Origin of the sequence: Mesorhizobium sp. AR02, assembly GCF_024746835.1 — a bacterium.
In the GTDB taxonomy this organism is placed as follows: Bacteria; Pseudomonadota; Alphaproteobacteria; order Rhizobiales; family Rhizobiaceae; genus Mesorhizobium.
Window position 1 is genome coordinate 6,330,007 of sequence record NZ_CP080531.1, and the last position, 13,339, is coordinate 6,343,345.

The 13,339-nt window shown below is 62.7% G+C and carries 12 protein-coding genes; 6 read left to right on the plus strand and 6 right to left on the minus strand.

Going from position 1 to position 13,339, the window contains the following annotated elements:
- The 5 genes from DBIPINDM_RS34865 to DBIPINDM_RS34885 form a co-directional block, all read right to left on the minus strand.
- Positions 1 to 882 (minus strand): cytochrome b/b6 domain-containing protein, encoded by an 882-nt coding sequence (locus DBIPINDM_RS34865; RefSeq protein WP_258583469.1) that lies wholly within the window; start codon positions 880 to 882, stop codon positions 1 to 3.
- A gap of 97 nt (positions 883 to 979) precedes the next feature.
- Entirely contained in the window at positions 980 to 1,657 is a 678-nt protein-coding gene (locus DBIPINDM_RS34870; RefSeq protein WP_258583470.1) for a DUF1345 domain-containing protein, read from the minus strand.
- A 30-nt stretch (positions 1,658 to 1,687) separates the two neighbouring features.
- A complete protein-coding gene (locus DBIPINDM_RS34875) occupies positions 1,688 to 2,155 on the minus strand; it encodes a YaiI/YqxD family protein (RefSeq protein WP_258583471.1) in 468 nt (155 codons plus the stop codon).
- A gap of 63 nt (positions 2,156 to 2,218) precedes the next feature.
- Positions 2,219 to 2,788 carry an S-(hydroxymethyl)glutathione synthase gene (gene gfa, locus DBIPINDM_RS34880; RefSeq protein WP_258583473.1) on the minus strand — a complete coding sequence of 190 codons (570 nt, stop codon included), beginning with the start codon at positions 2,786 to 2,788 and terminating at the stop codon, positions 2,219 to 2,221.
- A 68-nt stretch (positions 2,789 to 2,856) separates the two neighbouring features.
- Positions 2,857 to 3,984 (minus strand): S-(hydroxymethyl)glutathione dehydrogenase/class III alcohol dehydrogenase, encoded by a 1,128-nt coding sequence (locus DBIPINDM_RS34885; RefSeq protein WP_258583475.1) that lies wholly within the window; start codon positions 3,982 to 3,984, stop codon positions 2,857 to 2,859.
- 199 nt (positions 3,985 to 4,183) lie between these two features.
- On the opposite strand from DBIPINDM_RS34885, the gene DBIPINDM_RS34890 reads away from it, so the two are divergent.
- The 5 genes from DBIPINDM_RS34890 (at position 4,184) to DBIPINDM_RS34910 (ending at position 11,754) form a co-directional block, all read left to right on the plus strand.
- Positions 4,184 to 6,196 carry an acetyl-CoA carboxylase biotin carboxylase subunit gene (locus DBIPINDM_RS34890; protein ID WP_258583477.1) on the plus strand — a complete coding sequence of 671 codons (2,013 nt, stop codon included), beginning with the start codon at positions 4,184 to 4,186 and terminating at the stop codon, positions 6,194 to 6,196.
- A gap of 106 nt (positions 6,197 to 6,302) precedes the next feature.
- The gene (dnaE, locus tag DBIPINDM_RS34895; RefSeq protein ID WP_258583479.1) at positions 6,303 to 9,830 is read left to right on the plus strand and encodes a DNA polymerase III subunit alpha; all 3,528 of its coding nucleotides are present in this window, start codon (positions 6,303 to 6,305) and stop codon (positions 9,828 to 9,830) included.
- Between the two features lie 40 nt (positions 9,831 to 9,870).
- Positions 9,871 to 10,092 (plus strand): hypothetical protein, encoded by a 222-nt coding sequence (locus tag DBIPINDM_RS34900; RefSeq protein WP_258583481.1) that lies wholly within the window; start codon positions 9,871 to 9,873, stop codon positions 10,090 to 10,092.
- A 17-nt stretch (positions 10,093 to 10,109) separates the two neighbouring features.
- Positions 10,110 to 10,865, plus strand: a complete 756-nt coding sequence (locus tag DBIPINDM_RS34905) for a methyltransferase (RefSeq protein WP_258583483.1) — start codon at positions 10,110 to 10,112, stop codon at positions 10,863 to 10,865.
- 85 nt (positions 10,866 to 10,950) lie between these two features.
- Complete coding sequence (locus DBIPINDM_RS34910; protein ID WP_258583485.1) at positions 10,951 to 11,754, plus strand: potassium channel family protein; 804 nt, start codon at positions 10,951 to 10,953, stop codon at positions 11,752 to 11,754.
- Between the two features lie 3 nt (positions 11,755 to 11,757).
- Here DBIPINDM_RS34910 and DBIPINDM_RS34915 read toward each other — a convergent pair whose 3' ends face one another.
- The gene (locus tag DBIPINDM_RS34915; RefSeq protein ID WP_258583487.1) at positions 11,758 to 12,639 is read right to left on the minus strand and encodes a DMT family transporter; all 882 of its coding nucleotides are present in this window, start codon (positions 12,637 to 12,639) and stop codon (positions 11,758 to 11,760) included.
- A gap of 195 nt (positions 12,640 to 12,834) precedes the next feature.
- Between DBIPINDM_RS34915 and DBIPINDM_RS34920 the strand changes: the two genes are divergently transcribed.
- A complete protein-coding gene (locus DBIPINDM_RS34920; RefSeq protein ID WP_258583489.1) occupies positions 12,835 to 13,338 on the plus strand; it encodes a hypothetical protein in 504 nt (167 codons plus the stop codon).
- Position 13,339: the final 1 nt, after the last annotated feature.

Consider the following 13,339-nt stretch of genomic DNA (forward strand, 5'->3'; position numbering starts at 1 on the left):
TCAGGCACTCCTCTCGCTCGTCTTGTCGTCATGCGCGGGAGGATCGGTGCGGTACCAGCCGGTGATGATCGAGCGCAATTCGTTGATCGGGCCGGCGGCCAGGATCATCAGGATGTGGATGATGAAGAAGCCAACCAGCAGCAGCATGACGGTGAAATGGATGGTTCGCGCCGTCTGCCGGCCGCCGAGCAGCTCGTTGAGGAAGGGCAGCACCGAATTCATGCTGGGGGACATGGCGAGGCCGGTGATGATCATCAGCGGCAACAGCACGAACAGCACGCCGCCATAAGCCATCTTCTGCAGCGTGTTGTATTCGCGTGTGTGGTGGAATTTCAGCCTGGCGTGGTCGATGATGTCCTGCGGCAGCCGCTTGAGGTCGTCGAGGCGCGGCGCGAGATCGCGCCTGATATGGCCGTTGATCAGGCTGGCGACCAGCCAGACGATCAAGGTCGTCGTCAGGATCCAGGCAAAGAAGAAATGCACGACGCGGGCGGTGCCGAGATCATAGTAGGACGGGATGGTCGCCCAGGACGGGAAACCGCGCGCCGTCTCGTTGCCGGGCGGACCTGACCAGCCAAGCACGCCGGTCGTGTCGAAGCGGTGCCCGAAGATTTCGGTGTAACCGCGTGGACCGGCACTCGTGTTTTCGGCACCGATTTCGAAAATGGTGTTGTTGTAGCCGAAGCCGGATTGCTTGCCGATGTAGAGTTGCGGTCGGGCGTTGAAGATCTGCAGGCCGGATAGCAGCATGAAGAACAGCGAGATGGCCCAGATCCAGTGCGTCAGCCGCGTCCAGCGCGACTGCCGGTAGATCAGCGTCTTGTCGTTCGAAGCGGGAACGCCCGGTCCAATTTCGGATTGGCTTCTGGCAACCGATTCCATCTTGTCTCGTCTCCCGGCCTCGCGGCGCGACCTGCGCGTTCATTGTCCTCCTGATACGTCGCGATCCAAACCGATGTTTCACCCGATCACGGATTTATTATGGACCGCCCAGGCTGACGGCGAGATTGACCGCCGCGGCGACGATGATCGTGTTGAAGAAGAACGACAGGATCGAATGGACGAGCACGACACAACGCATATGCGTGGTCGAGATGTTGGTGTCGGCGGTCTGCGCCGTCATGCCGATGACTGCCGAGAAGTAGAGGAAATCCCAGCCTTCCGGCCGTTTGTCGCCTGGGAACAACAATCCGCCAACCGGGATTTTCTTCTTGGTCTCAGTGTCGACTGCATCGCCGTCCATCCAGTAGACATGGGCATAATGGAGCGCCGCCATGGCATGGATGGTGAACCAGCCGAGCGGGATCGACAGCAGCGCGAAGCCAAGTTCAACCGGATGCCCTCTGCCTTTCTGATTGATCAGCAGGAACAAGGAGACAACGGTAACGCCGACGACAACAAGCGTCACCGCGAAGATGACCAGCACCGGCAGGTCGGTGGCGCGCGCATTCTTGCTGAGATACTTACCGGTGAACGTTGGCATCTGGCTGACGACAAGAATGACGTAGGCGGCGAAAAATGCATTGGCGCCGATCGAGTAGGCGAGCGGGGCGTGCAGCAGCAATGTCACAACAAACGCCACAGCGCCGAAGCAGGCCGACATTGCGAACAGCATGTGGCGCTGCATGGGGTTCTTGACCGGGGTTTCGGCGGCCATGGCGGTCTCCACCTGGATGGCGCTCGGTTTCTAGCTGGGTGTGGCGGATTTCAGGGCGCGCCGCAAGATGCGGTCGAGTTCGCCGAGGAACCGCGAGCGGTCCTGCGGTGCGAAGCTGGCATTGTAGCCCTTGCTTTCGCCGGTTTCGCGCAGATGCTGTTTGAGGTCGCGCATGGCGACGGCCATGCCGATGGTTTCCGGCGTGAACGGGCGCCCGGTGGGCCCGAGTACATGCGCGCCGAGCGCCACCGCGCGGGCGGCGAGCGGGATGTCCGCGGTGATCACGATGTCGTTGGCGCGTGCATTGTCGACGATCCAGTCGTCGGCGGCGTCGGCGCCCTTGGAGACCACGACATTGCGGATCATCGGGTCGCGCGATGGCCGCAAGCCGCCATTGGAGACGTAGGTGACGACGACACCGAGGCGCTCGGCGACTTTTTCGACCTCGGCCTTGACCGGGCAGGCGTCGGCGTCGACGTAGATGGCAGGTGCGGGCATTGTCTCTCCGAAACGGACAGGGGCCGGAAGCGTGTCCGGCCCCTGCCTGAAATCTTATGGCGTTCAGGCCGGCAGGGCGCCGGACTTCTTCGCCGTCCAGGTGGCGATATAATCCATCAGGCCAGGGTTGAGGCAGTCATAGGGCTCCAGCCCGATTGTCTTCAACTGCGCACGGATGCCGTCCATCCGCTTGGGGTCGACGCCGGATTCGATGATCGACGAGACAAAGGCAGTGAAGCCCGGCGGCGACCAGCCATCCTCGACGAAACGCTCGGGGTGGATGAAGGTCAGGCCCTTGAACGGATGGTCGCGCTCGACCGGACCGTGCATGTGGACGCCGCAGCCGGTGCAGGCGTGACGCTGGATCAATGCGCTGGCGTCGACCACCTTGAGCTTGTCGCCGTTCTCGGTGACGGTGACATCGCCGGTGCCGGCGACGGCAACCACCGAGAATACAGCACCTTCCGGCTTCCAGCATTTGGTGCAGCCGCAGGCGTGGTTGTGAGCGATCTGGCCCTTGACCTTCACCTTGACGGGCTTGCTGGTGCAGGCGCAGACCAGCGTGCCGCCGGCAAAGCTTGAGCTCTCCTTAGGCAGGCCATTGTCGATCTTCGGATGCAGTTTCTCCGCCATTCTTTTCTCCTCCCAGTTGTGAACCACAGAGGTCGCTGGCCGGTCGGTCGGCGGCGTGTGGCTTTGCTTCAGTAAACGACGACGCTTCGGATCGACTTGCCCTCATGCATGAGATCAAAGCCCTTGTTGATGTCGTCCAGCTTCAGTGTGTGGGTGATCATCGGGTCGATCTGGATCTTGCCGTCCATGTACCAGTCGACGATCTTCGGCACGTCGGTGCGGCCGCGTGCGCCGCCAAAGGCGGTGCCCATCCAGGTGCGACCGGTGACCAGCTGGAACGGCCGGGTCGAAATCTCCTGGCCGGCACCGGCGACGCCGATGACGACCGACTTGCCCCAGCCGCGATGCGAGGCTTCCAGCGCCTGGCGCATCACCTTGGTGCTGCCGGTGCAGTCGAACGTGTAGTCGGCGCCGCCGATCTGGTCGGCGCCGCGCTTGGTCATGTTGACGAGGTGAGGGACGATGTCGCCGTCGATCTCCTTCGGATTGACGAAATGCGTCATGCCGAATTTCTCGCCCCACGCCTTCTTGTCGTTGTTGAGGTCGACGCCGATGATCATGTCGGCGCCGGCAAGCTTCAGGCCCTGGATGACGTTGAGGCCAATGCCGCCGAGGCCGAAGACGACCGCCGTGGCACCTTGCTCGACCTTGGCGGTGTTGATGACAGCGCCAATGCCGGTGGTGACGCCACAGCCGATGTAGCAGATCTTGTCGAAGGGGGCGTCGGGATTGACCTTGGCCAGCGCGATCTCGGGCAGCACGGTGAAGTTGGAAAAGGTCGAGCAGCCCATATAGTGAAAGATCTTGTCCTTGCCGATCGAGAAGCGCGACGAGCCGTCGGGCATCAGGCCCTGTCCCTGCGTGGCGCGGATCGCCGTGCAAAGATTGGTTTTTCTGGACAGGCAGGACGAGCACTGCCGGCATTCCGGCGTGTAGAGCGGGATGACGTGGTCGCCCTTCTTGACCGAGGTGACGCCCTTGCCGACATCGACCACCACGCCGGCGCCCTCATGGCCGAGAATGGCCGGAAACAGGCCTTCGGGATCAGCGCCGGAGAGGGTGAACTCGTCGGTATGGCAGATGCCGGTCGCCTTGATCTCGACCAGCACCTCGCCATCGCGCGGACCGTCGAGGTCGACCTCCATGATCTCCAACGGCTTTCCGGCGGCGACAGCGACAGCGGCGCGGGTTTTCATCAGGCGTCCTCCAATGCGAATTTTTTTCCAAGGTTTCAGGTTTTATCGACACGATCAACTGGAAGCTGGTGCCGAGACTGGGCCACAGCGATGAATTGGAATCGCAAATCGATTGAAAGGCAGTGATTTGCATGGTCGGCTTGACCCCGCAAGCACAGGCCATAAAAGGAACGACCGACCGGAGGGGAATGACCTCAGCATGTTCACGAAAATCCTGATCGCCAATCGTGGCGAGATCGCCTGTCGCGTCATCAAGACGGCGCGCAAGATGGGGATTGCCACGGTCGCGGTCTATTCCGATGCCGATCGCGATGCCGTGCATGTCGAGATGGCCGACGAGGCGGTGCATATCGGGCCTTCGCCCGCCGCGCAGAGTTATTTGCTGCCCGAGAAGATCATCGCCGCCTGCAAGGAAACCGGGGCTCAGGCCGTGCATCCCGGTTATGGCTTCCTGTCCGAGCGCGCCGCCTTCTGCGAGGCCCTGGAAGCGGAAGGCATCGTCTTCATCGGCCCGAAGCCCAAGGCGATCAAAGCGATGGGCGACAAAATCGAATCGAAAAAATTCGCCAACGCCGCCAAGGTTTCCACCGTGCCCGGCTGGCTTGGCGTCATTGAGAATGCCGACCATGCCGAAAAGATCGCCGGCGAGATCGGCTATCCCGTCATGATCAAGGCCTCGGCCGGCGGCGGCGGCAAGGGCATGCGCATCGCCTGGAACCAGTCGGAAGTGCGCGACGGTTTCGACCGGGCGCGCTCGGAAGCCAAGAGTTCGTTCGGCGACGACCGCGTGTTCATAGAAAAGTTCGTGGTCGATCCACGACACATCGAAATCCAGGTGCTGGCCGACGCGCATGGCAATGCGCTCTATCTCGGCGAGCGCGAATGCTCGATCCAGCGCCGCAACCAGAAGGTGGCGGAAGAGGCGCCGTCGCCATTTCTCGATGCCAAGACGCGCAAGGCGATGGGCGAGCAGTCGGTGGCATTGGCCAAGGCCGTCGACTACCAGAGCGCCGGCACCGTCGAATTCATCGTCGATAGCGAAAAAAACTTCTATTTCCTTGAAATGAATACACGATTGCAGGTCGAGCATCCGGTGACCGAGCTCGTCACCGGCATCGATCTGGTCGAACAGATGATCCGCATCGCCGCCGGCGAAAGGCTCGCTTTGAAGCAAAGCGACATCAAGCTGAATGGCTGGGCGGTGGAAAGCCGGCTTTATGCCGAGGACCCGTACCGCAATTTCCTGCCGTCGATCGGCCGGCTGACGCGCTACCGGCCACCGGAGGAGGGGCAATTCGGCGATGTCGTCATCCGCAACGACACCGGCGTCACCGAAGGCTCCGAGATTTCGATGTTCTACGACCCGATGCTCGCCAAGCTATGCACCTGGGCTCCGACACGGCTCAAGGCAATCGATGCCATGTCGGAAGCGCTCGACAGTTTTGTCGTCGACGGCATCGAGCACAACATCCCGTTCCTGGCGGCGCTGATGCAGCATCCGCGCTGGCGGGAAGGGGCGATATCAACCGGATTCATCGCCGAGGAATATCCCGACGGCTTCGCGCCGATCGTACCCAACAGCGAGGAAAAGGCCGTGCTGGCCTCGATAACCACAGCGGTGGAGCTGCTGCGCCGCGACCGGCTTGACCGGCTGGGTGGTAGGCTGGCGCCGCATTCGGGAGCGCTCAAGCGCGACTGGGTGGTGAAGCTCGGCGACGACTATCTCCAGGCATCCATCCTCGAAGGCATGATTTCCATTCCGATGGAGATCGACCTGTCGATCGAGGGCGGCAAGGCACTGACCGTTTCTTCAGACTGGCGGCCGGGCGACCTGATCTGGCGCGGCACGGTGGGCAAGCGCTCCGTCGTCGCCCAGATCCGGCCTGTCGCCAACGGTCTTCGCATCGCCTGGAAAGGCATGTCGGTGACCGCGCGCGCCATGCTGCCGCGCATCGCCGATCTCGAAAAACTGATGCCGGAGAAGGTGGCGCCCGACACGTCGAAACTGCTGCTTTGCCCGATGCCTGGCCTTGTCGTGTCGATCGCCGTTGCCGAGGGCCAGGAGGTCAAGGCCGGCGAGACACTGGCCGTGGTCGAGGCGATGAAGATGGAAAATGTGCTGCGCGCCGAACGCGACCTCGTCGTGTCGAAACTCAACGCCAAGCCGGGCGATAGTCTCGCCGTTGATGCGGTGATCATGGAATTCGCCTGACCAGGCTGGAAGCCTGTGGTTGGCGATCGTTTGTGCTGGACTGGTATCGCCCGGTCCCGGACAATACATCTCCATCGACTCAAGACCTTCGGCAGCGCGAGAAACCATGGCGGATGACAGACTTCCACGCGATCCCCTGAAGCGCGAAGCCGCGATTGCGGCCGCGCGGCCGGAGGTGCCGGCGCGGCCCTTCGTTCATCTGCGCGTGCATTCGGCCTATTCGCTGCTCGAGGGCGCGCTGCAGCTTGGCAAGATCGTCGGCCACGCCGTGAAGGATGAAGCACCGGCCATCGCCGTCACCGACACCAACAATCTGTTCGGTGCGTTGGAGTTCGCACAGAAGGCGGTCAAGGACGGCATCCAGCCGATCATCGGCTGCCAGATCGCGCTCGCCTTTTCCGGCGAAAACAGCGACGGCCAGCGCGACCGCCGGCGGCAAGGCCCGGAGATGCGGCCGGTCGTGCTGCTCGCGGCGACCGAAGCCGGCTATTCCAACCTGGTCAGGCTGGTCAGCCGCGTTTACCTCGAAACCCCGCCCGGTGAAGCGGTCCACCTGACAACCGAGATGCTGGAGGGAAAGGCCGATGGGCTGATCTGCCTCAGCGGCGGGCCGCGCGGCCCGATCGGCAACGCTTTGAAGGAGGATCGCCGCGATCTGGCCGAGGTGCGGCTTTTGACGCTCAAGGCACTGTTCGGCGACCGGCTCTATGTCGAACTGGACCGGGTCGCGGGCTACGACCGGGTCATCGAACATCAGACGATCGATCTCGCCTACGCGCACGAACTTCCGCTGGTTGCCACCAACGAGGCATTTTTCTCATCGCGCGACGATTATGAAGCGCACGATGCGCTGATTGCCATCGCCGAGGGCTCCGTCGTCGCCGTCGACACCCGCCGCCGGCTGTCGCCGGACAATTTCCTGCGCAGCCAGGCCGATATGGCAAAGTTGTTCGCCGACCTGCCGGAAGCGATCGACAACACGGTCGAGATCGCACTGCGTTGCTCCTACTATCCAAAGACCCGCAGCCCGATCCTGCCGCGCTTCACCGGCGGCGATGCCTCCGACAAGGACGCGGCCGAAAAGGCCGAGGCCGCGGAACTGGCCCGCCAGGCGCGCGAGGGGCTCGACGCGCGGCTCGCCCTGCACGGACCGACCCCGGGCTACACGGTCGAGCAATATCGTGAGCGGCTCGAATTCGAGCTCGGCATCATCGAGAAGATGAAATTTCCGGGCTACTTCCTGATCGTTGCCGACTTCATCAAATGGGCCAAGGCGCAAGGCATTCCGGTCGGACCGGGCCGTGGTTCGGGCGCCGGATCGCTGGTCGCCTATTCGACGACCATCACCGATATCGATCCGCTGCGTTTCTCGCTTCTGTTCGAGCGCTTCCTCAACCCCGACCGCGTGTCGATGCCCGACTTCGACATCGACTTCTGCCAGGATCGCCGCGAAGAGGTGATCCGCTACGTCCAGCAGAAATACGGCCGCGACCAGGTCGGCCAGATCATCACCTTCGGTACGCTGCAGGCCCGCGCCGTGCTGCGCGACGTCGGCCGCGTGCTGCAGATGCCCTATGGCCAGGTCGACAAGCTGTCGAAGATGGTGCCGCAGAACCCGGCCAATCCGGTCAAGCTCGCCGACGCCATCGCCAACGAGCCGCGCTTTGCCGAAGAGGCCGAGAAGGAGCCGATCGTCCAGACACTGCTCGACATGGCGCAGAAGCTGGAAGGCCTCTATCGCCACGCCTCGACGCACGCCGCCGGTATCGTCATCGGCGACCGGCCTTTGTCGGAGCTGGTACCGATGTACCGCGATCCGCGCTCGGACATGCCGGTCACCCAGTTCAACATGAAATATGTCGAGCAGGCGGGGCTGGTGAAGTTCGACTTCCTCGGCCTGAAGACGTTGACCGTGCTGGAGACGGCGGTGAAGCTGATCCGCCGGCGCGGCATCGACATTGATCTGGCGACGATCCCGCTCGACGACCCCGAAACCTACGCCATGCTGTCGCGCGGCGAAGTGGTCGGCGTGTTCCAGGTGGAAAGTGCCGGCATGCGCAAGGCGCTGATCGGCATGCGGCCCGACTGCATCGAGGATATCATCGCGCTGGTCGCGCTTTACCGGCCGGGCCCGATGGAGAACATCCCGACCTACAACGCCAGAAAGCATGGCGAGGAGGAGATGGCCTCGATCCACCCCAAGATCGACCATCTGGTGAAGGAGACGCAAGGCGTCATCGTATACCAGGAACAGGTGATGCAGATCGCGCAGGAGCTGTCCGGCTATTCGCTCGGCGAGGCCGACCTTCTGCGCCGCGCGATGGGCAAGAAGATCCGCGCCGAGATGGACAAGCAGCGCGAGCGCTTCGTCTCGGGTGCTGTCGAGCGCGGCGTCAGCAAGCCGCAAGCCGACTTCATTTTCGACCTGCTGGCCAAGTTCGCCGACTATGGTTTCAACAAGTCGCATGCCGCGGCTTACGCCGTGGTCTCGTACCAGACCGCCTATCTCAAGGCGCATTATCCGGTCGAGTTCCTGGCGGCGTCGATGACGCTCGACATGGGCAACACCGACAAGCTGGCCGACTTCCGCCAGGATGCGTTGCGCCTCGGCATCGAGGTTCTGGCGCCGTCGGTGATGACGAGTTTTCGGCCTTTCGAGGTCGGCGAGAACCGCATCTATTACTCGATGGCCGCGCTCAAGGGCGTCGGCGACGCGGCGGTCGAGCATATCGTTGCCGTGCGTGGCGAAAAGCCGTTCAAGAATCTCGCCGATTTCTGCGAACGGGTCGATCCCAAGATCGTCGGCAAGCGTGTCTTCGAAAGCCTGATCATGGCCGGCGCGCTTGACTGTTTCGGCCACGACCGCGCCCAGATGCTTGCCGGCGTCGAACGGATGATGGGCCTGGCTTCACTCGCCCAGCAGAATGCCGTTTCCGGCCAGGCCGATATTTTCGGCGCCTCGCTGGGCGCCCAGTCGCAGGCGCTCAATCTGCCGGCGACGGATCCTTGGCTTGCCGCCGACCGGCTGCACCGCGAATTCCAGGTCGTCGGCTTCTATCTCTCGGCTCACCCGCTCGACGAATACAAGGCCGCGCTGCAGAAAATGCGGGTGCAGAACTGGGCGGAGTTCTCGGCCGCCGTCAAGCGCGGCGCTTCTGCCGGCCGCCTGGCCGGCACGGTGACCAGCAAGCAGGAGCGCAAGACGCGCACCGGCAACAAGATGGGTGTGGTGGCCTTTTCCGACACCTCCGGCCAGTACGAGGCGGTGCTGTTTTCAGAAGCATTGGCCCAGTACCGTGACCTCCTGGAAGCTGGCCGCTCCGTCGTCATCACTGTCGCGGCGGAGGACAGGCCCGAGGGCGTCAATTTGCGCATCAACTCCGTGCAATCGCTGGAAGACGAGGCAAGCCGCATCCAGAAGGCACTGCGCATTTTCGTCAGGAACGATGGGCCTGCCTCGATCATCCAATCCCAGCTCACCCAACGCGGTGAAAGTCAGGTGAGCATTATCGTTCTCAAGGAAGAGGCGCAGGGCGAGGTCGAGATCGCCTTGCAGGGTGGCTACCGCGTCTCGCCACAGATCGCCTCGGCGATGCGCGCGGTGCCCGGGGTGGTCGAAGTGGAATTGGTGTAGCAGAGGCGATCTAGTCTGACGCCTGTGCCTGGAGGGGGCCATGGATGCGCGGACAGCGGCTTTCGAACTGATACGGATGGTCAACGAGTACCGGGTGTCGCAGGCGATCTCGGTCGCGGCGATGCTCGGCATCGCCGACCATATCAAGGACGGCGATCGCTCAGCCGCCGAGCTCGCGGGCCTGACCGACACTACCGTCTGCTGCGCGCACTCGCAGCCGTCGGCATATTCCATGAGGGGAAGGACGGACGGTTTTCACTGACGCCGCTTGGCGGAGCCTTGCGTTCCGATGCCGAACATTCGGCGGCGTCCTGGGCGACCTTTGTCGGGCGGCCCTACTACCGGCAGGCATGGAGCGAATTGCTCCACAGCGTCCAGACTGGCGAGAACGCGTTCCGCAAGGCCCATGGCAAGGGCGTCTGGGACTATCGGATCGGCCATCCCGAGGAGTCCGCCATCTTCGATCGCGCGATGGGGGCGTTCTCGCGCGGTGTGGCGGCGGATATTCTGGCGGCATATGACTTTTCGCCGTTTACAGAGATTATGGATGTCGGCGGCGGACGGGGTTTCCTGCTTGCCGAAATCCTTGCCGCGACCCCCGGCAGCCGAGGCATGCTTTTCGACCAGCCGCATGTTGTGGCGACGGCTGGCGAACTCATGGATGCGGCTGATGTTGCCGACCGCTGCAAGATCGTCGGGGGCGATTTCCTCGCAGCCGTGCCCGAAGGGGCGGATGCAATACTGTTGAAATGGATCCTTCACGATTGGGACGACGACACCAATGTCGCGATCCTGAGGAACTGCCGCCGGGCGATCCGCGCGGACGGCAGATTGTTGGTGCTCGAGGCCGTGCTGTCACCGCCCAATGAGGGCGCCGATGCCAAATTCTTCGATCTCAACATGCTGGTGGTGCCGGACGGCCAGGAGCGGACGGCCGAAGAATACAGCTCGTTGCTGGCGAAGGCCGACTTCGAGGTAACGGACATCATCGCGGCCGGGCCGCACATCAGCATCGTCGAGGCGAGGCCACGGTGACCACAAGGGTGGTTGTCCGGAGGCGTGGGCTGCCGATCTGGCGCAGCACTGGACGGTCGTCACGGCGAAGGCTATCGCAGTTGCCATGACGGCAGCAGGCAAGGACGGCTCGCGGAACGGTTCAGCTCTGGCGCGGCTGCGCGACACGCTGCGCAGGCTCTATCATGGGCGCACGCCGGCCGCCTTCCGGTTTCAGGTGGTGGCGATCGTCATCGATCTGGCCATCATCGCCTTCTTCATCGCGACACCCGTCATCCAGCAATCGGCCTCGTTCCTGTGGCTGGACTATGCGGTGGCGGCCCTTGTCGGCGCCGATCTGATCGCCAGGCTGCTGGCCTCCAACGACATGCTGCGCCTGATGAAGCAGCCGACCTTCTGGGTGGATGTCTTCATCCTGTTGACGCTGCTGATGCCGACGGCGCTCGCCAATCTCGGTTTTCTGCGCATCCTGCGGCTGTGGTCGCTGTCGCGCAGCGGTTCGATCTGGCGGCATTTCGAGATGCGTGGCTTGCGGCCCTGGCGCGAGGCGAGCCACGCGGTCATCAACCTGTTGACGTTTCTTTTCGTCATCACCGGCTTCGTCTACACCTTCTTCTTTCGGACCGGTGCAGGGCTCGAAAACTATATCGACGCGCTTTACTTCACCGTCGCGACGGTAACGACAACCGGCTTCGGCGATATCGTGCTGCCGGGAATGGCCGGCAAGCTGACCGCGATCGTCACCATGATCATCGGCATATCGCTGTTCGTCAGGCTGGCGCAGGCGATCTTCCGGCCGGTCAAGATGTTCTTTCCCTGTCCGCAATGCGGGTTGCAGCGGCATGAACCGGACGCGGTGCATTGCAAGGCCTGCGGGCATGTTCTCAACATACCGGACGAAGGCATCTGACTGCTACGATGCCGCCACTTCAGCCGCTTGCACAGGCTTGCGCTGCAAATTGAGCAGATTGCCCATCAGGATCAGCAGCGCGCCACCGGCGGTGAAGGCGTCGATCTGCTCCTGATAGAGCAGCCAACCGACCAGCGCCGACAAGGGTACGCGCAGGAAATCCATTGGTGAGATGACGGTCGCGTCGGCATAGGTGAGCGCGCGGGCCATGCAGAAATGCGACGACATGCCGGTGAAGGCGATGAGCAGAATCCAGGGCCACAGCTCGAGCGACGGGGTGCGCCATACGTAGAGCGCGGGAATCAGGCCGACCGCGGACTGGATGATCAGCATCCAGAAGATGATGCGCACGACGCTGTCGGTGCGCGTCAGCGATTTGACCAGGACCAGCGACACGCCGAAACAGACCGCGGCGCCCAGCACGACGAGATGTCCCGGATCAATCGAGCCAACGCCCGGGCGCACGATGACCACGACGCCAATCAGGCCGAGCACGACTGCCGCCAGTTTTGGGCGGCTCAGCCTCTCGCCCAGAAAAGTCACCGCCAGGATCGCCGTCCAGATCGGCGTGGTGAATTCGATCGAGATCAGCACCGCCAGCGGGATCAGGGTCAAGGCGTAGAGCCATGCCGCCTGGCCGCTATAGTGGACGACGTTGCGGGCGATATGGGCGAGGGGACGCTGCGTGCGCATCGCCGCAAAGCCGCCGCTCGTCAGCACCAGCGGCAAGAGAATGAAGAAGCCGATCACCGAGCGCAGTTCCAGAACCTGGAAGACGTTGAGTTCCGCCGTGGTGGCGCGACCGGCGATCGACATCCCCAGGAACGAGGCGATCGAAAGCGCCATCCAGAAGGCCGCCTTGGGGATTGAAGGTGTGGCTGACATCCGCGTTATGTCGCAAGCCGGGGCCTTCATCGCAACCATTAAACGGCGCATTCGACTGGGCCAGCGAGGAATGACCAGAGGTTGCACAACCGTCATACTGCCGGTGGAACCTGTCGTGGCGGGAAGCGTTGAAACTCGGGATTTGCTGAGCATCATCGGAACATTGCGTTTTCGATGCCAACAAGGAGAGCTTCGATGAGATCATTCGCGCGATTTGCGCTTGCTGGCTGTCTGTTGGTCGCGGCCCGCGCGGCGCATGCCGACGAGAGCAAATTTCTCCAGTCACTTCAGGGGAATTTCGCCGGGAAGGGCACCGTCAAGGTCGACACGGATGCGCCGACTGTGAGCGTATCTTGCACCTTCAAATCGAACGCAACGTCGACTTCCTTGTCGCTGAACGGTACGTGCCGCGGACTTGTCCTGGTTACGCGCGACATCAGCGCGGATTTGAAGTCCAGCGGGGCGAAGTACACGGGTACCTATATCGGATCCCGCACCGGGCCCGCGCAACTCACCGGAAGCCGCTCGGGCAATGCGATCAATCTCATCATCCATTGGGCCAAAGTGATCAACGGTGAACGTAGCGCGAAGTTGACGGTCGAGAAGACAGGCGGCGGCATGCGGCTGACCGTTGTCGACCGCGATCCGAAAACCGGCAAGGGCGTGGTGACAAGCCTGATTGATCTTCTGCGCACCTGAA

What these genes read in the sequence shown, in the direction of transcription:
- DBIPINDM_RS34865 (WP_258583469.1), bottom strand. Translation starts at nt 882, where the DNA reads ATGGAATCGGTTGCCAGAAGCCAATCCGAAATTGGACCGGGCGTTCCC.
- DBIPINDM_RS34870 (WP_258583470.1), bottom strand. Translation starts at nt 1,657, where the DNA reads ATGGCCGCCGAAACCCCGGTCAAGAACCCCATGCAGCGCCACATGCTG.
- DBIPINDM_RS34875 (WP_258583471.1), bottom strand. Translation starts at nt 2,155, where the DNA reads ATGCCCGCACCTGCCATCTACGTCGACGCCGACGCCTGCCCGGTCAAG.
- gfa (WP_258583473.1), bottom strand. Translation starts at nt 2,788, where the DNA reads ATGGCGGAGAAACTGCATCCGAAGATCGACAATGGCCTGCCTAAGGAG.
- DBIPINDM_RS34885 (WP_258583475.1), bottom strand. Translation starts at nt 3,984, where the DNA reads ATGAAAACCCGCGCCGCTGTCGCTGTCGCCGCCGGAAAGCCGTTGGAG.
- DBIPINDM_RS34890 (WP_258583477.1), top strand. Translation starts at nt 4,184, where the DNA reads ATGTTCACGAAAATCCTGATCGCCAATCGTGGCGAGATCGCCTGTCGC.
- dnaE (WP_258583479.1), top strand. Translation starts at nt 6,303, where the DNA reads ATGGCGGATGACAGACTTCCACGCGATCCCCTGAAGCGCGAAGCCGCG.
- DBIPINDM_RS34900 (WP_258583481.1), top strand. Translation starts at nt 9,871, where the DNA reads ATGGATGCGCGGACAGCGGCTTTCGAACTGATACGGATGGTCAACGAG.
- DBIPINDM_RS34910 (WP_258583485.1), top strand. Translation starts at nt 10,951, where the DNA reads ATGACGGCAGCAGGCAAGGACGGCTCGCGGAACGGTTCAGCTCTGGCG.
- DBIPINDM_RS34915 (WP_258583487.1), bottom strand. Translation starts at nt 12,639, where the DNA reads ATGTCAGCCACACCTTCAATCCCCAAGGCGGCCTTCTGGATGGCGCTT.
- DBIPINDM_RS34920 (WP_258583489.1), top strand. Translation starts at nt 12,835, where the DNA reads ATGAGATCATTCGCGCGATTTGCGCTTGCTGGCTGTCTGTTGGTCGCG.